This window comes from Bacillus sp. sid0103, from assembly GCF_019219025.1.
This window is the reverse complement of sequence record NZ_JAHUWN010000005.1, coordinates 132,668-152,084: the sequence shown is the minus strand read 5'-3', so window position 1 is coordinate 152,084 and position 19,417 is coordinate 132,668. Positions and strand designations below refer to the sequence as shown.

The 19,417-nt window shown below is 44.3% G+C and carries 24 protein-coding genes; 8 read left to right on the top strand and 16 right to left on the bottom strand.

Features of this window, described 5'->3' with window-relative positions:
- Positions 1–223: 223 nt before the first annotated feature.
- Complete coding sequence (locus tag KW850_RS07755) at positions 224–2,290, top strand: transglycosylase domain-containing protein (RefSeq protein ID WP_218346992.1); 2,067 nt, start codon at positions 224–226, stop codon at positions 2,288–2,290.
- A gap of 196 nt (positions 2,291–2,486) precedes the next feature.
- On the opposite strand, the gene KW850_RS07750 is transcribed toward KW850_RS07755, so the two are convergent.
- Both KW850_RS07750 and KW850_RS07745 read right to left on the bottom strand, forming a co-directional pair.
- Positions 2,487–2,996: a YwhD family protein gene (locus KW850_RS07750; protein ID WP_218347101.1), complete on the bottom strand. Its 510-nt coding sequence runs from the start codon at positions 2,994–2,996 to the stop codon at positions 2,487–2,489.
- Between the two features lie 14 nt (positions 2,997–3,010).
- A complete protein-coding gene (locus tag KW850_RS07745) occupies positions 3,011–3,631 on the bottom strand; it encodes a site-2 protease family protein (protein WP_256358144.1) in 621 nt (206 codons plus the stop codon).
- Between the two features lie 236 nt (positions 3,632–3,867).
- Here KW850_RS07745 and KW850_RS07740 point away from each other — a divergent pair, with 236 nt between their 5' ends.
- Positions 3,868–4,053: a 2-hydroxymuconate tautomerase gene (locus KW850_RS07740; protein WP_218346990.1), complete on the top strand. Its 186-nt coding sequence runs from the start codon at positions 3,868–3,870 to the stop codon at positions 4,051–4,053.
- Between the two features lie 78 nt (positions 4,054–4,131).
- Here KW850_RS07740 and KW850_RS07735 read toward each other — a convergent pair whose 3' ends face one another.
- The 4 genes from KW850_RS07735 to KW850_RS07720 form a co-directional block, all read right to left on the bottom strand.
- Positions 4,132–4,359 (bottom strand): hypothetical protein, encoded by a 228-nt coding sequence (locus KW850_RS07735; protein WP_218346989.1) that lies wholly within the window; start codon positions 4,357–4,359, stop codon positions 4,132–4,134.
- Between the two features lie 331 nt (positions 4,360–4,690).
- Positions 4,691–5,194: a YwgA family protein gene (locus KW850_RS07730; RefSeq protein ID WP_218346988.1), complete on the bottom strand. Its 504-nt coding sequence runs from the start codon at positions 5,192–5,194 to the stop codon at positions 4,691–4,693.
- Between the two features lie 60 nt (positions 5,195–5,254).
- A complete protein-coding gene (locus KW850_RS07725; protein WP_218346987.1) occupies positions 5,255–6,553 on the bottom strand; it encodes an HD domain-containing protein in 1,299 nt (432 codons plus the stop codon).
- A gap of 170 nt (positions 6,554–6,723) precedes the next feature.
- Complete coding sequence (locus KW850_RS07720; protein WP_218346986.1) at positions 6,724–6,945, bottom strand: YuzB family protein; 222 nt, start codon at positions 6,943–6,945, stop codon at positions 6,724–6,726.
- 274 nt (positions 6,946–7,219) lie between these two features.
- Between KW850_RS07720 and KW850_RS07715 the strand changes: the two genes are divergently transcribed.
- Positions 7,220–8,023 carry an RsfA family transcriptional regulator gene (locus KW850_RS07715; protein ID WP_218346985.1) on the top strand — a complete coding sequence of 268 codons (804 nt, stop codon included), beginning with the start codon at positions 7,220–7,222 and terminating at the stop codon, positions 8,021–8,023.
- Positions 8,024–8,239: 216 nt separating this feature from the next.
- On the opposite strand, the gene lipL is transcribed toward KW850_RS07715, so the two are convergent.
- The gene (gene lipL / locus KW850_RS07710; RefSeq protein WP_218346984.1) at positions 8,240–9,070 is read right to left on the bottom strand and encodes an octanoyl-[GcvH]:protein N-octanoyltransferase; all 831 of its coding nucleotides are present in this window, start codon (positions 9,068–9,070) and stop codon (positions 8,240–8,242) included.
- Between the two features lie 196 nt (positions 9,071–9,266).
- Positions 9,267–10,238, bottom strand: a complete 972-nt coding sequence (pta, locus tag KW850_RS07705) for a phosphate acetyltransferase (protein WP_218346983.1) — start codon at positions 10,236–10,238, stop codon at positions 9,267–9,269.
- A gap of 258 nt (positions 10,239–10,496) precedes the next feature.
- On the opposite strand from pta, the gene hemQ reads away from it, so the two are divergent.
- On the top strand, positions 10,497–11,240 hold the full coding sequence (hemQ, locus tag KW850_RS07700; RefSeq protein ID WP_218346982.1) for a hydrogen peroxide-dependent heme synthase: 744 nt from the start codon (positions 10,497–10,499) through the stop codon (positions 11,238–11,240).
- A 371-nt stretch (positions 11,241–11,611) separates the two neighbouring features.
- A complete protein-coding gene (gene gerQ / locus KW850_RS07695; RefSeq protein ID WP_218346981.1) occupies positions 11,612–12,085 on the top strand; it encodes a spore coat protein GerQ in 474 nt (157 codons plus the stop codon).
- A gap of 98 nt (positions 12,086–12,183) precedes the next feature.
- On the opposite strand, the gene KW850_RS07690 is transcribed toward gerQ, so the two are convergent.
- The 8 genes from KW850_RS07690 to KW850_RS07655 form a co-directional block, all read right to left on the bottom strand.
- Positions 12,184–12,558, bottom strand: coding sequence for a DUF423 domain-containing protein (locus tag KW850_RS07690; RefSeq protein WP_218346980.1), 375 nt, complete (start codon positions 12,556–12,558; stop codon positions 12,184–12,186).
- Positions 12,559–12,665: 107 nt separating this feature from the next.
- The gene (locus tag KW850_RS07685; protein ID WP_218346979.1) at positions 12,666–12,989 is read right to left on the bottom strand and encodes a YwdI family protein; all 324 of its coding nucleotides are present in this window, start codon (positions 12,987–12,989) and stop codon (positions 12,666–12,668) included.
- 322 nt (positions 12,990–13,311) lie between these two features.
- Positions 13,312–14,331 (bottom strand): MoeB/ThiF family adenylyltransferase, encoded by a 1,020-nt coding sequence (locus KW850_RS07680; RefSeq protein WP_218346978.1) that lies wholly within the window; start codon positions 14,329–14,331, stop codon positions 13,312–13,314.
- A 163-nt stretch (positions 14,332–14,494) separates the two neighbouring features.
- Positions 14,495–14,728 carry a molybdopterin converting factor subunit 1 gene (moaD, locus tag KW850_RS07675; RefSeq protein WP_218346977.1) on the bottom strand — a complete coding sequence of 78 codons (234 nt, stop codon included), beginning with the start codon at positions 14,726–14,728 and terminating at the stop codon, positions 14,495–14,497.
- Complete coding sequence (locus KW850_RS07670) at positions 14,721–15,185, bottom strand: molybdenum cofactor biosynthesis protein MoaE (protein WP_218346976.1); 465 nt, start codon at positions 15,183–15,185, stop codon at positions 14,721–14,723. Before KW850_RS07670 ends, moaD begins: the two co-directional genes overlap by 8 nt.
- A gap of 5 nt (positions 15,186–15,190) precedes the next feature.
- On the bottom strand, positions 15,191–15,739 hold the full coding sequence (locus tag KW850_RS07665) for a substrate-binding domain-containing protein (protein WP_218346975.1): 549 nt from the start codon (positions 15,737–15,739) through the stop codon (positions 15,191–15,193).
- A gap of 66 nt (positions 15,740–15,805) precedes the next feature.
- Positions 15,806–16,408, bottom strand: coding sequence for a molybdenum cofactor guanylyltransferase (gene mobA / locus KW850_RS07660; protein ID WP_218346974.1), 603 nt, complete (start codon positions 16,406–16,408; stop codon positions 15,806–15,808).
- 15 nt (positions 16,409–16,423) lie between these two features.
- A complete protein-coding gene (locus tag KW850_RS07655; RefSeq protein ID WP_483862180.1) occupies positions 16,424–16,708 on the bottom strand; it encodes a hypothetical protein in 285 nt (94 codons plus the stop codon).
- 167 nt (positions 16,709–16,875) lie between these two features.
- Here KW850_RS07655 and pdxK point away from each other — a divergent pair, with 167 nt between their 5' ends.
- From pdxK to bshB2, 3 genes are all read left to right on the top strand, one after another.
- Entirely contained in the window at positions 16,876–17,721 is an 846-nt protein-coding gene (gene pdxK, locus KW850_RS07650) for a pyridoxine/pyridoxal/pyridoxamine kinase (protein WP_218346973.1), read from the top strand.
- A gap of 206 nt (positions 17,722–17,927) precedes the next feature.
- A complete protein-coding gene (locus tag KW850_RS07645; RefSeq protein WP_218346972.1) occupies positions 17,928–18,275 on the top strand; it encodes a YojF family protein in 348 nt (115 codons plus the stop codon).
- Positions 18,276–18,304: 29 nt separating this feature from the next.
- A complete protein-coding gene (bshB2, locus tag KW850_RS07640) occupies positions 18,305–18,976 on the top strand; it encodes a bacillithiol biosynthesis deacetylase BshB2 (protein ID WP_218346971.1) in 672 nt (223 codons plus the stop codon).
- Positions 18,977–19,417: the final 441 nt, after the last annotated feature.

The window sequence follows — 19,417 nt, the reverse complement described above, 5'->3', positions numbered from 1 at the left end:
TATCTATTTTTTTAAAAACTGGAAAAACGAGGCTAGCTGCAGCGCCTAGCCCCTCGAGGTCGCTTCGATCCTTTCGATGAAGTCAAAGAACGACTTCACCGCCAGGCTCTCCAGCGCTTCCCGGGGCTGACCACTAAGGAAAGCTCCTTAGAATGGTCATCGCAGGAACAAGCTGTGCTTGGTCCGAAGGCGCCTCCGCTTTTCAAAAGGGGTGGTGAACATCATGGAAATCATGACTGATCAAGGGTTTAGGAAGACGATTAAATATTTGCGCGCAGTTATTATCATCAGTTTGATAGGCATGGTTTGTATGCTTATTCTCTTCCTTGGAATTCTTGCCTATGCAAAAATTTTGGGGGCACCACCGCTCGCTGTTCCGCAATCGACCCTATTATTCGCAGATGACGGGACATTGATTGGCGAGAGTAATAGTGGCCAAAAACGGTATTGGAGCCGTTTAAAAGATATTTCTCCAGAGCTGGTCGATGCGACCATCTCGATTGAAGATAAAAACTTTTACGAGCACCATGGCTTTGATTTTAAGCGGATTGCCGGGGCTGTGTTGGCGGATGTTCAAGCCTTTGCGAAGGTCCAGGGCGCGAGCACCATCACGCAGCAGTATGCGCGAAATCTATTTCTCGAACATGACAAAACCTGGACGCGGAAACTGCACGAGGCTTTTTATACGATCCGCATCGAGATGAATTATTCCAAGAAAGAAATTCTTGAAGGCTATTTAAATACTATTTATTATGGCAACGGTGCCTATGGTGTGGAGGCAGCCAGCCAATATTATTTTGGAAAAAAAGCAGCGGATTTAACTCTTGCCGAAGCAAGTATGCTGGCAGGAATTCCAAAAGGACCGGGCATATACTCCCCGCTTGCCTCAATGGAGCATGCCAAAAGCCGCCAAGCGATTATTCTAAAAAGCATGGTGACCAATCATTACATCACGAAAAAGGAAGCCATCGATGCCGCCATGCGGCCTGTGACCATTGTGGGCAGTCACAATAAGCAAAAGGTGAAGGTTGCTCCCTATTTTCAGGATGCGGTCAGAAATGCCTTAAAAAATCAATTACATTTAGATGACCGCACGATTGCCCTTGGCGGTTTAAAAGTCTATACCACTCTTAACCGCAAACAGCAGGAGGCGGCGGAAAGCCAGGTTCATAAATATGTAGCGAATTTATCGGAAATTCAAGTCGGCCTTGTCGCTATGGACCCGAAAAACGGCTATGTTAAAGCGATGGTCGGCGGCCGCGACTATGAAAAAAGTCCGTTTAACCGTGCTGTACAGGCGATTAGGCAGCCTGGTTCGACCATCAAGCCGCTCCTTTACTACGCGGCACTCGAGCAAGGCTTTACGCCATCCTCAACGATGCGCAGTGAATTTACGACCTTCCATTTTGATGATGGCCAGCCTGACTATACACCGCATAACTTTAACAATAAGTATGCGGACGGTGAAATCACTCTCGCCCAGGCGCTCGCTGTTTCAGATAATATTTATGCCGTCAAAACGCATTTATTTTTAGGAGAAGATACATTAATTGAAACGGCGAAGAAATTCGGGCTTTCATCCAAAATGGCGCATGTCCCGTCCCTGGCATTGGGGACTTCCGGTGTCCGCGTCATTGAAATGGCGAATGCCTACAGTCTGTTGGCTAATGGCGGGAAAAAAGTTAGTCCCACCTTAATTACGAGAGTAGAAGATTACAACGGCAACGTGATCTATGAAAAACAAGAGGAAAACGAGAAGGTGTTAGACCCAGCTAAGGCGTATGTGATGACGCAAATGATGACGGGGATTTTCGATCCAAAGCTAAACGGCTATGCGAAGGTAACAGGCAGCACGGTCATCAACGATATTACCCGGCCATATGCAGGGAAATCTGGCTCGACTGAAACCGACAGCTGGATGATTGGCTACTCCCCGCAGCTGGTGACCGCCGTCTGGGCAGGATATGATATGGGAAAACCTATTGAACTCGTTGCGGAAAAAACGTACGCGAAGAATATCTGGGCAAATTTCATGGAAGAGGCCTTAAAAGGCAAGCCCGTCAAGGCGTTTAAGGCGCCGAAGGAAGGGGTTACTGGGGTCTATGTTGATCCAACAAATGGCAAACTGGCGACAAAGGATTGCCCGGTGCGCCGCTTCACCTATTTCGTGACTGGCACCGAACCAACCGAATATTGCACTGAACACCTAAAAAATCATGAATCTGTACCTGAAAAACATAAGGGCGACAAAAAACTTCCTTGGTATAAGAAAATAATGCCATGGAGTTAGACAGAAAAGCGGAAGCGCCTTGACCAAGGGGCTGTAGACCTTCGAGCCCCTAGGCGCTGGAGCTAGACAGATATAAGTGTTTTATTGAAATAGAAAAGCTCCGGAAAAATCTCCGGAGCTTTTCTTGTCCTAGTTTTACATTGTTTTAACAAAGAATATGATACTATAATTTTCAAAAAAATTACAAGCATTTATTTTACTGAGCAAGTAAACCTCGTTTGAGTTCATCCGTTGAGTTGTTCCACAAAACTTCATTATGATTGCGTAAGAATTCTGCTAAGACCTTTTTCGAATTCTCATCCATATCGTCGACAATGATATGACGCTTCAGCGACTTATCCATGCGGTTAACGTGCTCAGGCAAGGATTTGAAGCCGCGCCGGATTTCCCGGTCGACGGTCATGAAGCAGGCCGTAACGCCCGCATAGTACGGTCCTTCTTGCTTGCGGTCAATCGTAACCCACACAAGCCAATACGGTTTCCCATTCGGAACCTCTTCTTGATTTTTCAAAAATTTAATCCCTTTTTCAACGGCGCTGCGAGCATGCATGGCGCCGACATCAATCTCTGCTTCCCCGGCATCGACATCAATGATGACAGGCGAAACATTATCAAGACTTAAGGCTCCTTTTCCATAACCTTTATGACCATCAGTTGGATCACTTTTGATGATATTAAAACCAAGTTTCTTCTTATTTTCCTCCATTGAAACGAAACCTCCTAATAAACCAACATACTGAAGAATTGACTTAACCCATCCCATACCCACGGAATGACCACCGCAAAAATCGGTTCAATCGTATAGTTATCGAGCGGGGTAAAAACTAAAATTAAAAAGATTAATCCACCATACTGTTCATATTGGGTCATTTTCGCACGAATATGCGTCGGCGCTAAATCCTCAATAATCCGGTATCCATCAAGCGGTGGGAATGGCAGCAGATTAAAGATAAACAGTACAATATTAAGCCGGATAAAGATTTCAAGAAAAGTGTAAAAACTTTCGGGCGCTGCGGCACCGAAACGGTTTAGCCCAAACGCAACAATAAAGCCGAGTGAAGCTAAGATTAGGTTGCTAAGCGGCCCGGCAACAGAAACGAGAATGCCTGCGAGACGGGGCTTTTTAAAGAAAAAGCGATTAACCGGTACCGGACGGGCCCAGCCGAAGCCGGCGATAAAAATTAAAATCGTTCCAATCGGATCTAGGTGTTTAATCGGATTTAACGTCAACCGACCTTGGTTTTTCGCGGTCATGTCACCGAATTTATAGGCAACAAAGGCGTGGGCAAACTCATGAAACGTAAAGGCAATCATCAGGGTAATCGCCAGATAAGGAATCATACTTAACGGATAGGCAAGAAAACTGAAATTTTCCAACACCATATCTCCTTCCATCTCCAACGGATGGCACACTTTGGCTGCACACAGACTCCGTTGTCATCTATCTATATTCCTTTTAGTATACATGAAATCGTTTCAAAAAAGAAAATCAAAAGTGTCATCGGTTATTGCACTTTTCGTCAAATTATGGAACACTATCAGAGAAAAGCCGAAGTGATATATAGGAGGAAAAAAACATGCCCTACGTTACCGTAAAAATGCTTGAAGGCAGAACAGACGAACAAAAGCGTGACCTTGTCACAAAAGTAACCGAAGCAGTCAGCGAAACAACAGGGGCTCCAAAAGAAGCCATCCACGTCATGATCGAAGAAATGAGCAAAAACCACCTTGGAATCGCAGGGGTACGAAAAAGCGATCAATAAAGGTAGTGGTAGTAGAAGTGATAGTGATAGTGGTGTCAGGCACCATGTGAAAAATTCACATGGTGCCTGACACCTTTTTTATGACAAAAATTTGATCTCGTCTTTGGAGTTGCCGAGTTTTAGTTTTTCGAGTTCGAGTTTCATTTTTTCGGTTTCTGCTAAGTAATTGATGTGTTTGAGTTTTTCGAGCTCCAGCTCATCCTTCAGCATCTTGGCCTTGATTTTTGACTGCTTTTGAAAATGGCCGGTGATGATGGCGGTAATCGGAATTCCAAATACCATTATGACTGCAATCGTTCCTGTCATTGCGAGCGCCCTCCTCGAGTATGATCATTTTTACCTCATTACCCAAATCATAACAAATCACTAACCAAAAGAGTATTAATTTATCTGAAAATTTAGTAACTTCAATGACAAACTTTCACTTGGAACCAGTTGATATGTCTTTCGGATCCCCACCGATGGATAAAAATCCTCATGCTTACCGGAAAAATGTCTTTCGAACCTCCTCCGATGGACAAACTCCTCATACTAACTGGAAAAGTGTCTTTCGGAACCCGACAACCTCTGAAGAACACAACAAAAAACACCGCCCAGCCCTGCGCACGCAGCGGTCCAAACGGTGTTTTCAAATCCATTATTGTATTTTCGCCTTTAACGATTCGATATATTGATAGGCCTCGTCAATTTCCGACTCCGTATAGCGCTGGCTTGCCTTTAACGTAAAGACCTTGTTGGTCACTTCTTCTTTTGAAAGATTATCAAAATATAAAACCGTCGAAACCAACTCCAAGAATCTAGCATTCTGCTCATTCATGTCAACCAGGCAATCCTGTAAAAACGGCATCTCAACCTCATTTAAACTCAAAAACTCTTTCCCTGGCTCCGTTAGAGTGTAGCGGTATTGGTAATACCCGCCCTTTTTCTCCTTCACCTCATTGAGAAATCCCATATTGCAGAGCTCCTCAACCCGTAATGTCAATTCCTCTGAGTAGGGGCCATAAAAATGAAACTGGAACCGCTCCTGAAAGGGAAATGCCACCTTTTTCGCAATATATATCATCTTTTGCAGCTTCTTCCGTCCGATAATCTCACCGGAAACCATAACCGCCTGCATCAGCTTCGCATGATCATTTAACAACGTTCGTCATCTCCTACTCCATCTCAACAGATCATTATTGGGTGTCAGGCACCAATCGTGCTATAACTCTAAAAGAGCACGGATTTGCCTCTTCACATTCTTTTTAACCGAGTCATCAAGAAGAAAATCAGCGGGGTAATAGAGCTTGTGGTCCGTCCTTCTTTTCCCCGAAATCGCATCCACAATCTCAGATTCTCGAGAAAGTTCCTTCAATTCCCCATTACTCATCAGCAAATGAATCGGGAGCCGCTCCTCCTCTTCACCGGGACGATAGAAATCATACGGCAAATCTGACGAGGAATCGACCACCAAATAGTATTCAGGATCCAACCCTGCCTTTTTAAATAATGAACCTAGTTCAGCGAGCTTCTTGTATTCTTTCGCTGGGTCAAATTCAGCAAACTTGAATAGATTGCGATTGACAAACCGCCGGCAGAGATCGCTTAAAACAGGGTCTGTTTCTTCCTGCCAAATTTGAAAATAATATAAAATCACTGATTCATCTAATTTTAAATAGTCTTCTAAGGTTACTTTTTCAGTGAAAATGGAGGTAAAGTGGATCGGTTCATACTTAAAAGAATAGTTTTCCTCAAACAACTGCTTGGCGCGGTGGAGGATTTTTGTCAAGATAACCTCTGCACTGCGCGACACTGGATGGAAATAAACCTGCCAATACATCTGGTAGCGGCTCATAATATAATCTTCAACCGCATGCATGCCGCTCTTCTTAATGACCACCTGATCTTCACGCGGCCGCATTACCCTAAGGATGCGTTCCATATCAAACTGACCGTAGCTGACGCCGGTAAAATAGGCATCGCGCTGCAAATAATCCATCCGGTCGGCATCAATTTGACTGGAAATCATACTGACGACGAGCTTTTTCTCCGATGTTTTTGCAATCACTTCGGCTACTTTTGCAGGAAAATCAGGACCTACCCGCAAGAGAACCTTATTTACCTCTGTGTTTCCCAAAATGATCTTCCGAGTAAACTCCTCATGATCGAAATCAAATACTTTTTCAAAAGAATGGGAGAATGGACCATGGCCAAGGTCGTGAAGCAAGGCCGCACATAGGGTTAGCAAGCGATCGTCATCATTCCACTCCGGTCTCCCCGCAAACACATCATCAATGATACGGCGGACAATTTCATAGACACCTAGAGAATGGTTGAAACGGCTGTGTTCTGCACCATGAAAGGTTAAAAATGTCGTTCCGAGCTGTTTGATGCGGCGCAAGCGCTGAAACTCTTTTGTGCCGATTAAATCCCAGATGGCCAGGTCACGTACGTGGACGTAGCGATGGACGGGGTCTTTAAACACTTTTTCTTCACTAAGTTTTTCCGTCGAATATGTCATAGACTTCCCTCTTCCTCGTAAACTTGCTCCTGGCGCTTAAGAGCTTCATGCCCGTTGTATTGATAATTTCTATTATATCCCAAAAACCACCCTATTTTCAGCAAAATTCTACACGATTTTTCGACATGAACGGGAAAAATAAATCACCTGAGTTCATGGGACCGAGGTGACTATTTTATCTTCTTATTCACTTTTTCCATTAATTCCTCTTCTGTTAATGCCGCGACGGGGCGGTTATTAACGAAGGCGAAGGTCTTTTTCCGGCCAGGCCCGCAATAGGATTGGCAGCCAATTTTAACTTCGGCAGCCGGATCGAGTTCTTTCAACCGAGGGATCAATGTCTTTAAATTCACGGCCTGACAATCATCGCAAACGCGAAATTCATTGGACATGTAAGACAACCCTTTCTTTGGTTACAATCTATATCTATATTTTATCCAGCTTGGATAGCTTAAAACATCCGATTAACTCCTCTGGTATTTTACATTTTCTTGCTTTCGAATGCAAGTTGCAATCTTTACTAAACTCGTTAAAAAAATCTACTATCCTTGCAACCATTTTGGTATAAAGGTTCTTAAACTTGTCCATCCTAAGACTAGAACTTTTAAAAACTCGTCAAGAAGCAATGGCGGGTTCATCCAAAAACGAGACAAGGGAGTTGAACATATGAAAGTTCGTCAAGATGCATGGACAGATGAAAATGATTTACTTTTAGCCGAAACTGTTCTAAGGCATGTAAGAGAAGGAAGCACGCAGCTAAATGCATTTGAAGAGGTAGGCGATAAACTAAATCGTACTTCTGCGGCGTGTGGGTTCAGATGGAATGCCGTCGTCCGCCACCGCTACGAAAAAGCATTGCAATTAGCGAAAAAGCAACGAAAACAAAGACAAAGAGTGTTAGGAAAAGAGCAAGGCGGCAAGAAAAAGCTGCTATATAGTCCACCGCTCGCATCTCCGGCGGAGTTTGATCCATTACAAGTGGAGATGCCGCTAGAAACGACTTTTGACATGCCAGATATGACGGCAGAGATAGCGGAGGAAACATATGTAAATCCTGCTGCATCGTTACAATCACAAGCGCCCGTTCAAGCACAGGCACAGGTTCAAGCACAGGCACAGGTTCAAAGACCAGTCCAAACGTACCGCCCAGCAAATACCGGAGGACTTTCACTTGATTCCGTCATTACTTACTTGCAAAACTTTCATCATTCCAATCTGCAAAATGAAGCATTAAAAAGTGAGAATGAAAGATTAAAAAGAGAAATGGCAGAATTAAGACGACAAAATGAAGAAATGGCTGCGAAAATTGAAGGTCTAGAGCAAAACACTGAGACCATTCAAGAAGATTACGAGACCTTAATGAAGATCATGAACCGTGCCCGAAAGCTTGTTTTATTTGAAGAAGAAGAAAGACCAGCTACTAAATTCAAAATGGACCGAAATGGGAATTTAGAGAAAGTAGCTGAGTAAAAGAAAGCGGAAGCGCCTTGCTTAGGGGCGACAGGCATAAAACGAGCCGTCATGAAGGTTGTTTTTTTAACCTTCATGACGGATTGGGCTATGACCCCGAGCCCCTAGGTGCTGTAGCTAGACAGTAAACTTATTGAAAGCATGGGAGAAGAGCATAAGCGCAACATCTCTTTGAAAAAAAAGCCGTAAATCCACTCCAATGGGATTTGCGGCTTTTTACATGGCGGCGATTCTTTCATTGCGATCAATCACCCGCTGATAATAACCTGGAAACAGCTCCAGTTCGTACTCGTTTAATGGGCCGGCATATAATAGCTCGCTACTCTCCTTTAACTGGTTTAATAGACGAAGCATCACGTCGGAGATGGTGAGCTCCGTCCCGAGCATTTCCGCGAGCGAGGCCATGACTTCGGGGACAATTTCCGGATAAGCAAATTTGGTCTCTTCATCTTGTTTTGCTAGTTTGTAAAATTCCTTAACTAGCTCGGCCCGTTGCGCGCCACTGCCATTCACACATAGATAAATCTGGACAGCAACTCCTCTTTTTAGGCGGCGTTGGGAGATACCGGCAAACTTTTTCCCTGCAATGCTCAGGTCGTAACTTCCCGGGCAATAAGAACCGACAATTTCTCGCGCCTCAATCTCGTGCGGAAAATCAGCAAACATATTCTGTATGAGCTGCCACATCGCCTCATAGCCACGATTAATATCGATCCCTTTTTCCGCTTCAGGAAAAATTAATGAAATATTGAGGACCCCTTCATCGAGGACGACAGCGAGACCGCCGGAGTTTCTGACAATTGTCTGATAGCCTTGCGCCTGCAGGAAGTCAATCCCTGCTTGTAAAAATGGCAATTTGGTATCCTGGATGCCGAGGACGATAGTATTATGGTGAACCCATGTTCTCGCTGTGGCAGGTGCTTGACCCGACCCGACTGAGGCACAGAGGGTATCATCGGTTCCAAACGATTGCAACGCTTGAAAATGAATGCCCGCTGCTGATTGATCAATGATTCGCCATTGCGGCTGACGCAGTAATCCTTCCATTTGGGTGGCTCCTTACTGAATTGATAGGATTTTCACTAGAAATTATACAGATTTCGGTGGTTATTATACAAAGTATAATACTTTATTTACGAAAATCATGATAATTTTGCAAAACGCTAGTATAATAATGTGTTTTTGAAAAATTAAACCAAAATAGGCCAGTCCACCACAACAATGGACCGGCCCTCCCAAACTCTTATATTCCTTGTGCTGCCGTAATTAACGCCAGCTTGTAGACGTCTTCTTCATTACAGCCGCGTGATAAATCATTTACCGGCGCATTTAAGCCTTGCAGGATCGGTCCAACGGCTTCAAAGTTGCCTAAACGCTGTGCAATTTTGTAGCCGATGTTGCCTGCTTCAAGGCTAGGAAAAATAAAGACGTTGGCATCACCTTGAAGCGGTGAGTCTGGTGCCTTACTTTTTGCCACAGATGGAACAAAGGCTGCATCAAACTGGAATTCTCCATCTAAAACAAGGGATGGTTCACGACGCTTCGCTTCTGCCACTGCCTCAGCCACACGCTCTGTTTCGGGCGACTTTGCCGAACCCTTCGTCGAAAAGCTGAGCATCGCAATGCGCGGTTCCATATCAAACATATGAGCTGTTTTCGCACTTTCAATGGCAATTTCGGCTAAATCATTGCTGTCTGGTGCAATATTAATCGCACAATCGGCGAACACATACTTTTCATCCTCACGAACCATGATGAATACACCCGACGTTTTCTTCACGCCTTCTTTTGTCTTAATGATCTGCAAGGCAGGGCGCACTGTATCCGCAGTGGAGTGAGCTGCACCGCTGACAAGGCCGTGTGCTTTATTTAAATAAACAAGCATCGTGCCAAAGTAGTTTCCATCAAGCAAAATTTTGCGTGCATCCTCTTCGGATACTTTCCCTTTGCGGCGGTCAACAAAGGCAGACACAAGCTCGTCCATGCCCGCATAGCTAGCAGGATCATAAATTTCTGCATCATCTAAGGAAACACCAAGCTCTGCTGCTTTCGCCTGCACTTGCTCGATATTGCCAATCAAAATCGGTGTCATTAATTTTTCCGTTGCCAAACGGCTACAAGCTCTGACAATCCGCTCGTCTAATCCTTCTGGAAAAACAATTCGCAAATCACGACCAGAAATTTTTTGCTTTAATCCTTCAAATAAATCACTCACAACTAAATCCTCCCTTAATAAACCTACTTCATTAGCATACTTAACCTTTTTTAAATTTCAATGATAACACTCACAGATAAACGTTTTCATAAAAAAGTTTATGTTTTCAAAAAATTGCACTCTAGGTTTTACTATTTACTTTTTTCATTAAAAATATCCATTGGTTTGTTTAGGAAGGTTTATTCGCGCGCCACTGGGTCAAACTATGTTATAGTAAAGATTGTCAATAAGAAGAATGATTATTTAGGAGTGATTATAATGAGTGAAGCAGCAGTAACGCTTGATGGCTGGTATTGCCTCCATGATTTCCGTACCGTTGATTGGACAACTTGGAAAATGCTCCCTAGTGATGAGCGCCAAGCCGCCATCCATGAGTTTTTAAGTCTAGTTGAGAAGTGGAATGCCACACAGGAACGTAAAGAAGGCAGCCATGCTTTATATACAATTGTTGGTCAAAAAGCAGATTTTATGATGATGATTCTGCGTCCAACGATGGAAGAACTGAACCAAATTGAAACCGAATTCAATAAAACAAGATTAGCTGAATTCACAGTGCCTGCCCATTCTTACGTGTCGGTTGTGGAGCTAAGTAACTACTTACCTGCGGGTGAGGACCCATACCAAAATCCACAAATTTTAGCCCGTTTATATCCAACATTGCCGAAAGCAAAGCATGTCTGCTTCTATCCAATGGATAAGAAACGAGAGGGTAACGATAACTGGTATATGTTGCCGATGGAAGAACGTAAAAATTTAATGCGCAGCCACGGAATGATTGGTCGTACATATGCTGGAAAAGTAAAGCAAATCATCACTGGTTCTGTTGGCTTTGACGATTATGAATGGGGCGTAACCCTGTTTGCCGACGAAGTCCTTCAGTTTAAAAAGCTTGTTTATGAAATGCGTTTTGATGAAGTTAGTGCTAGATACGGAGAATTCGGTTCGTTCTTTGTTGGTAACATCTTAGAGGAAGAACGTGTGGCTAGTTTCCTTCATGTGTAATTGTTAAACTTGGGCAGTTGATTTCGGTTCCAGACGCTCCCGCGGTCCGGGAGCCTCCTTGGATCTAGCACCTGCGGGGTCTTCCTTGACGCGCTTTTCCCGCAGGAGTCAAGCGCCTGGAACGTAGATCAACTTTAACATTCAAAAAGTCTCCAGCTTCGGCTGGGGACTTTTTTGCTAATTCTCCCTTATTAGCTAGTCATATTCCGCCCCTTGTGCTCATACTATTTAAACAGCGAGTCTTAGAAAAAACTCCACTACTCCCAAAAGCAAAACAGTTTATTTTCCACCATTGGAACATATTTGGGATGAAGGGAGTATGAATAGTTTGTTGGGCCACTCGTTTTATTCACTTTTGAGGAGGGAAAAAGATGAATCAATACTACAATCCACAGGGATTTCAGCCTTATTCCGGAGACGCAGGGCAACAGCAGCGAACCCAAGGGATGCCTGGGGCCGGGCAAAGTTTTTATCCAGCACCTGGAGCACAAGGATTCCCACAATCCCCACCAGCCTTTTCCGGGTCAGCAGCAGGCGCGCCTGCAGGGATGGCTCCGGGCCAGCTGCCAATTGAGCAGTCCTACATCGAAAATATTTTACGCTTAAATAAAGGAAAAATGGCCAGTGTGTTTGCCACCTTTGAGGGCAATAATCAATGGAATGCGAAAGAATTTAAAGGGATTATTGAAGCGGCAGGAAGAGACCATGTGATCTTAAGCGACCCACAAGCCGGGACCCGTTGGCTTATCCCAATGGTTGCTGTCGATTACATTCAATTTCCAGAGGAAATCGAGTATGAATATCCATATGGCAGTGCCCCGCCAGCTACTTACCCGCCAAGATAAACGATTTAAAGAAAACACCAATTGACCATCAATTGGTGTTTATTTTTTAGATGTATAAAAAAGACATTGGGAGCGCCCCCCCAATGCCTTCCTTTCGATTACAGATGTTTCACCGCTCCAACTATCATCAGGATCCATGCGGCTAAGAAACAGACCCCGCCAATCGGAGTGATTGCTCCTAGAATGCCTATCTTAGTTAAGCTAAGCACATACAGACTGCCACTGAATAAAATAATTCCCGCCAGCATAAGCCATCCGGACCAGGTGAATTGCGGGCTGGCAGCTGCAACCTTGTCAATTAGGAGACCCACTACCAAAATCCCGATTGCGTGGAACATTTGATAGGTAACACCCGTTTTCCAAATATCCAAATAATGTGCATCTAGTTTATCTTTTAATCCATGGGCACCAAAGGCCCCAAGTGCAACCGCCATAAAGGCATTGATGGCACCTACGATGATAAAAGTTTTCATGTAAAAATATCCCCCTTTTTTTATTGTGCACTTTAAACTAGTCTGTTGATTTCCGCTCCATTCAACATAGTGGTTGAATCATCTATGAGCATTAACATAGCCTTTTATTAAAAATCAAATAAGGAATCCCCATTCGCTTCGTCTTCCATGTCAAGTTTTTTCGGTTGCTGCAGTTGTGCTGCTGGTTGTTGGATCAGCGGTTGGTTCATCACAGGCTGTTGAAAGGCCTGGTACGAGATAGCAGGCTGAACGGCAGGCATGGGTGTGACTGGAACCTCGTTTTTCAGTGCGGGCTTTTCGTCTAGCAGAAGCTCGCACAATATTTTAATAGAGTATACCTTTTCCCGCAAACTTTCTTCCTTTGCGCTGCTTTTTGCCAACTTCAATTCCTCTTCTATTTTCGCTAATAGTTTTTGGACAGATATATTCACTTGTCAAGCACCTCTAATTTCAGTCTCGTTTCTATTCTACATGAGTATGACCCTTTTTTCGAGTGGCAAACACTTCGACAGGATTTCCATTGTTTCACGTGAAACACGTCGATTATTGGCAAAGGCTCTTTTCGTAAACTTTATTGCTATTGGATCTTAATGAGGGTCATTTACTATGTTTCTAGGCAATTTTCGCAACTATTCTTATAAAAATGCCACGAAGCATCTACTTATACGGGTCGACGAAATGAAACGAAAAACAACAATCTATGCGAAAATAGCCTTGGCAAAAAAACCGCACCATTTACGGTACCGGCTTAAACTATCCTAGAATACGCTGGTAAACAGCCTTTGCATGGGTTAAATCCTTGGTGCCGTGAATGAGAGCACGGCCGTCTTGGAAAATAACCATCCGCTCTGCGCCCATCTCGACAGACACTAGATATGGGTTGCCCTTTACCGCATATCCGAGTGAGCTAAGCTGACTTGCGAGGCGTTCTAACGAAATCTCACCAGGAGACGATGGGCGGATTTGCACAGTGTCGCGGCCGCACAACACTGTCGTTTTCGTCCTATTTTCCTGATCGAGATACGGATAGGTGCGCTCCTCGCCGCACGACAAGCAGCCGGCGAACTTTGCTTTTGTCATTTTTAAACTAGTATACTGGTTTCTCCAAAGATCAAAGCTGACAAAAGAAGTACGGACCGCGTCCCAATCCTCGACCAACATCTTGAGTGCCTCCGCAGTTTGATGGGCAATTACCATTTGGACGGCTGGTGAAATAATCCCGCCTGTATCGCAGGTCATCCCTTGGAGTGGGATTGAGCGCAACAGGCAATTCAGACATGGGGTTTTCCCAGGAATGATCGAAAACGTCATCCCAAAACTGCCGACACAGGCCCCATAAATCCACGGAACCTGGTACTTTTGTGAGACATCATTCATCGCCATCCGGGTTTCGAAGTTATCTGTCGCATCCATCATCACATCGACGCCAGGAACTAATTCCTCCAGCAATGCTGGCGTGGCGTCGCCAATGATCGAAACCACTTCCACAGCCGAGTTAATCGTACGCAACCGTTTTTCGGCCGCTGCTGCCTTTGGAAGTTTCTCGGCGACATCCTCTTCTGTATAGAGCTGCTGGCGCTGCAGGTTGCTGGCCTCTACATAATCTCGGTCAATAATCGTAATCTTGCCGACACCGGCTCGGGCCAGCACCTCTGCACTTCCTGACCCTAACGCCCCCGCGCCGATAATCAGGACATGCTTGCTGCCAATCTTTGCTTGTCCATCTGTGCCGACCCCTGAAAAGAGGACCTGCCGTGAATAACGTTCGTTCATACCTTATCCCCTTTCTAAAAGAAAACTCGCCAAACGGCGAGCTATTTGCGAATTTTCCCATTTCATTTGCGGACTCATTGGTTTTATTGCGAATCGATTCTTTTTATTTGAGGATTCATTGTTTTACTTGCGGATACAAGGATTCCTCCGCCAATTAGGACAATCAGCCCCCGCTTACTGGCGGAATAAAGGCGATTTCATCACTAGACTGGATCACTTCATCGTTCGCAGCAAACTCTTCATTGACGGCCGTCATTACGGTGTCCATGTTGGGCAGGTTGTATTTAGCTGCTAATTCCGCTTTTAATTCTGCCACCGTTTTTCCACTCGCCTCGACAGAAAGAAACTCTTCGCCGACCGCGTCACGTAAATGGGCAAAAAACAACACTTTATTCATTTAGGTCACCCTCCTCCGGTTTGCCGCTCGGATAGGCTACTGTTTCGCGCTGATTGCCTATCCACGCTTCGCCTTCTTCCCAGTGCTCTTTCTTCCAAATCGGGACAATTTCTTTAATCCGTTCAATTGCATAACGGTTGGCATCATAGGCATCCGCACGGTGCGGCGTCGAAACAGCAATCACAACGGCCACATCGGTGATATCTAAACGACCCACTCGGTGGGTAATGGCTACGCATGAACCCTCCCAGCGCTGTTCGATTTCCTGGCCGATTTGCGCCAGTTTCTTGACCGCCATCGCTTCGTACGCTTCATAGATTAAATACAATGTTTTTTTACCCTTTGTTAATTCCCGAACCGTGCCAATAAACGTTGTAATCGCACCAGCATTGCGCTTTACAACCTTATCAATTACCGTTTGAATATCGATCGGTTCCTTTGAGATTTCATACATCATCCTGATTACACCTCTACATCCAAGCACTTAGGCTCTGCATTTTCGACCACTTGGTATCCGCCAATTTTTTTAACCTGCTCTTTGAAGTCGGTTGATTGGATTATCGCTAGCAGCAGTTGGCCGCTTTCACTTTCATAAAAACTTCTTGTCATCAGCAAATCATATTCCTCATCTGCGACAGGAACAAAGTCGAGGTCCATCGCCTTTGCGGCCGGATAGATCCCAAGACCAGCCCCGTGAGAGTCCCCTTTTACTTCTGCCACTGCTAAATGCGAAAACATTTCGCGGTCATACCCGTTAATATCGTCTGGTGTCAGGCACCCTTCCTCCAATAAGAGATCAAAAAGGATCCGGGTCCCCGCTCCTTTTTGGCGGTTGATGAAATTCGCATTGACGCGAACTAGGTCTCGGGCTGACTCAATTCCAAGGGGATTGCCTTTTGGCAGAATCCAGCCTTGTTTTCTTTTTAAAAATGGATAGAGCATCACATCTTGACCGGCTAATAGTTTGTTTACATATAAGATATTGTATTCCTTTGTACCGGGGTCAAGCAAATTTGCATGGTTCCTCTTTTCCCCCCTAGATCGTGAAACTTTAAATAAGTGGAGGTTTTTTCGCTCTTACAAATCCTTCGCTCCAGCCCACTTTTTGGCGTCTTCATATTCATTTGGGTAATTCATATTAAAAAAGACTCGTTCTACATCGATGCTGCTGTATGCTTGAAGGTCTTTTTCTGTTACATACAGAACATTCAATGTATCTAGCAGGTGTTTCATTCGAAGTTGTCCCGTTTCAATACGTTGTGCAACCGCCTCGGTCACCCTCTTTTGGAAGACAGCAAATAATGGGTGTTGGATTCCATTGATAACAGGGATGACGGCATCGTATTCGCCGCATTTTTTTACAAGCAGTTCCGCAAGGTCAACTGAAACAAATGGCATGTCACATGCGACAACGAAGTTCGTCTCAAAGGGCGAAGCGAGCAAACCGGCATGAACTCCTGCTAACGGCCCCTTACCTGGAAAATGATCCGAGACCATCTTCTGTCGTAAAAATTGATATTCTCGAGGATGATTGGTTACAAGAATTATATCGCTAAACGACACCTTTAATGTATCTGTGATTCTCTCAATATTCGTTTTCTCGTTTATTTTTAGAAGGGCTTTATTGGTGCCCATCCTGCTTGATTTTCCACCTGATAAAATAATGGCCGCAGCCTTCATGACTCGAGCACCCTCTTAATGTAGATCATTTTTCTCGGCCGCTGCCAGATAGCCATTGTCCTGTGCAACATAATCCAAGTGGATGGAGTGTACATCCAGTAAGGCAGCGGATGGTTTTTCAATATATTGACGTGTATCCATAATTTTAATATAGCCATGACAAACTTCGCAAACTTGAATTTGGGAAACCGCATCGCCGTCTATCGTGAGGAACAGGATGGTTTTATGGTCATCATTCCCGCAGTGCGCACATTCGAGGCGTTTGGCATTCCATTGTGCGAGGCAGCGCGTGCAATGGATGACTTTCTTGCCATCCTCTTCAAGAGTAGCTAAGCGAACAGGTTCACCACAAGCAGGGCAGCCTGCGCCCGGGTAAATTTTCGAGACATGTTCTGCGGCAATTTCTGTTAAATTAATTAAAATGTTCTATAATAAGAAAGAACTAATGAACCAAAGGAGGAGTACATATGACGATTAAAAAAGTAATGACCATAGCTGGTTCTGATACAAGCGGCGGGGCGGGCCTGCAAGCAGACTTAAAAACATTTCAGGAGCTTGGTGTCTACGGAATGACGGCAGTAACATCCATTGTTACGATGGATCCGAAAAACCACTGGCACCATAGTGTTTTCCCGATTGCGGTTGATACGCTTGAGACGCAGTTGGAAACCATTCTTTCCATTGGGATTGATGCGATGAAAACAGGGATGCTTGGTACAGTAGAAATTATCCAATTAGCCGCCCGTATAATCGATGAAAACAAACTGGAGCGTGTCGTTATTGACCCTGTTATGGTTTGTAAAGGGGAAGATGAGGTTTTAAGCCCAGAAACAACCGATGCGATGCGTGAGTTTTTGCTGCCACGTTCATTAGTGGTTACTCCAAATCTATTTGAAGCAGGACAACTGGCCGGCATGAAGACACCGCGTACGGTTGTTGAAATGAAGGAAGCAGCCGAAAAAATCCATGAACAAGGTGCAAAATTCGTGTTGATTAAAGGAGGCAGCAAGCTCCAATCCGAAGAAAAAGCAGTCGACCTCCTTTATGACGGGAAGGACTTTATGCTCTACGAGTCAGAAAAATTTGAAACCACCTATACACATGGGGCAGGCTGTACGTATTCATCGGCGATTACCGCTGAATTAGCTAAAGGAAAATCCGTTTATGATGCGGTCGATGTGGCAAAAGAATTTATCACCGCAGCCATCCAGCAAGGCTTCCGGCTTAACGAATATGTCGGTCCTACCTGGCATGGGGCCTACCGCAGTGCGGCAAAAGCTACGACTGAATACTGTGAGGACTGTGTCGAATAAGAATGGTGATAGGACCCTTAAAGCGCCTATCGACTGACAAGAAGAGCCGATCAAAAGGATCGACTCTTCTTTTTTTATGGTGTCAGGCACCGTTATAAGCATGGATTTCGCATTTTTTACCTAATTTTAGTATGATAGTTACATTATTAATTACAATAGACAATAGACATAATCATTTTATAAATGAAGGGAAAGGAGGTTGCACTTTGGAACCTATTGATGTAAAAGGAGCACAGGCTGCCATCAACAGCTTTGCGAATAAAGATGTTTATATTCACCTTGAAACGACAAACGGTGCCTATGCATCACATAACGATCAATCATTCTTTTCGGCTGGAGCATTTATCCGCAATGCACTTGTCCGTTATGAATTAGGAAAGATAACAGGGAATGGCCCGTTTCGGGTTGGTTTAAAGATCAACCTTGGCTGGATTTACGCAGAAGGTATCACCCATTACGAAATAGATGAAGAGAATCACTTATTATTAGCCGGTCACGACCATAATGGAAAACTAGCGGTTGCCTTGGAGATTTCCAGCACCCCTTTTGAATAATAAGGCAATGCCCGAAAGGAGAATGATTTATGGAAAAAGAACGCCGCGTTTTGGTCGTTTTCCCTCACCCTGATGATGAGGCATTCGGTGTGTCCGGGACCATTGCGACCCATGTGCAGAACGGCACTCCTGTCACCTATGCCTGTTTAACTTTAGGTGAAATGGGACGCAACATGGGAAATCCCCCATTTACCAATCGTGAAAACCTGCCGAAAATTAGAAAAGAAGAATTGAAGGAAGCTGCTCGAGTATTGGGCATTCAAGACCTGCGTATGCTCGGATTCCGCGATAAAACGATTGAATTTGAAGATGAAGAGAAGCTAGCCAATCAGATGTTAGCTTTGATCAAGGAAGTCAACCCTTCCCTTATCATTACTTTTTATCCAGGCTACTCCGTTCATCCAGACCATGATGCCACTGGTGCGGCGGTCGTTCGTGCCGTTGAAAAAATGCCTGCAGCCGCGCGGCCAACCTTACACTGTGTCGCTTTCTCGAATAATTGTGTAGATGAACTGGGGGAACCAGACATCCTCAATAATATTAGTCCGGTGGCTGAAACAAAACTGGCCGCTATCCAAGCCCACCGTTCCCAAACGGAGCAAATGTTCAGCGGTGTGGAAGAAAAATTAAAAAACCAAGACCCGCAAGTGATGAAGTGGATTAATAATGAACGGTTTTGGACGTATAAATTTGATAAGTAAACGAAAAGCCCCTCGCAGCGAAGGGCTTTTTTCATTTTTAGCAGATGTTTTCGTGAATTATTAGAGGGTTAAAAATTAAGCTACCTCTCATTGCGATTATCATCATAGTGGATGATGCCTATTCCATAGGATTTCAGTTGTAACGGTAACTATAGAGAAATTATGATGACCGTTCCATCATTTTTTCAGGCATTACGGTAACCATAGAGACCTTATGATGACCGTTCCATCATTTTTTCAAGCTTAACGGTAACCATAGAGACCTTATGATGACCGTTCCATCATTTTTTCAAGCCTAACGGTAACCATAGAGACCTTATGATGACCATTCCATCATTTTTTCAAGCCTAACGGTAACCATAGAGATCGTATGATGACCGTTCCATCATTTTTTCAAGCCTAACGGTAACCATAGAGATTGTATGGTTACCATTCCATCAT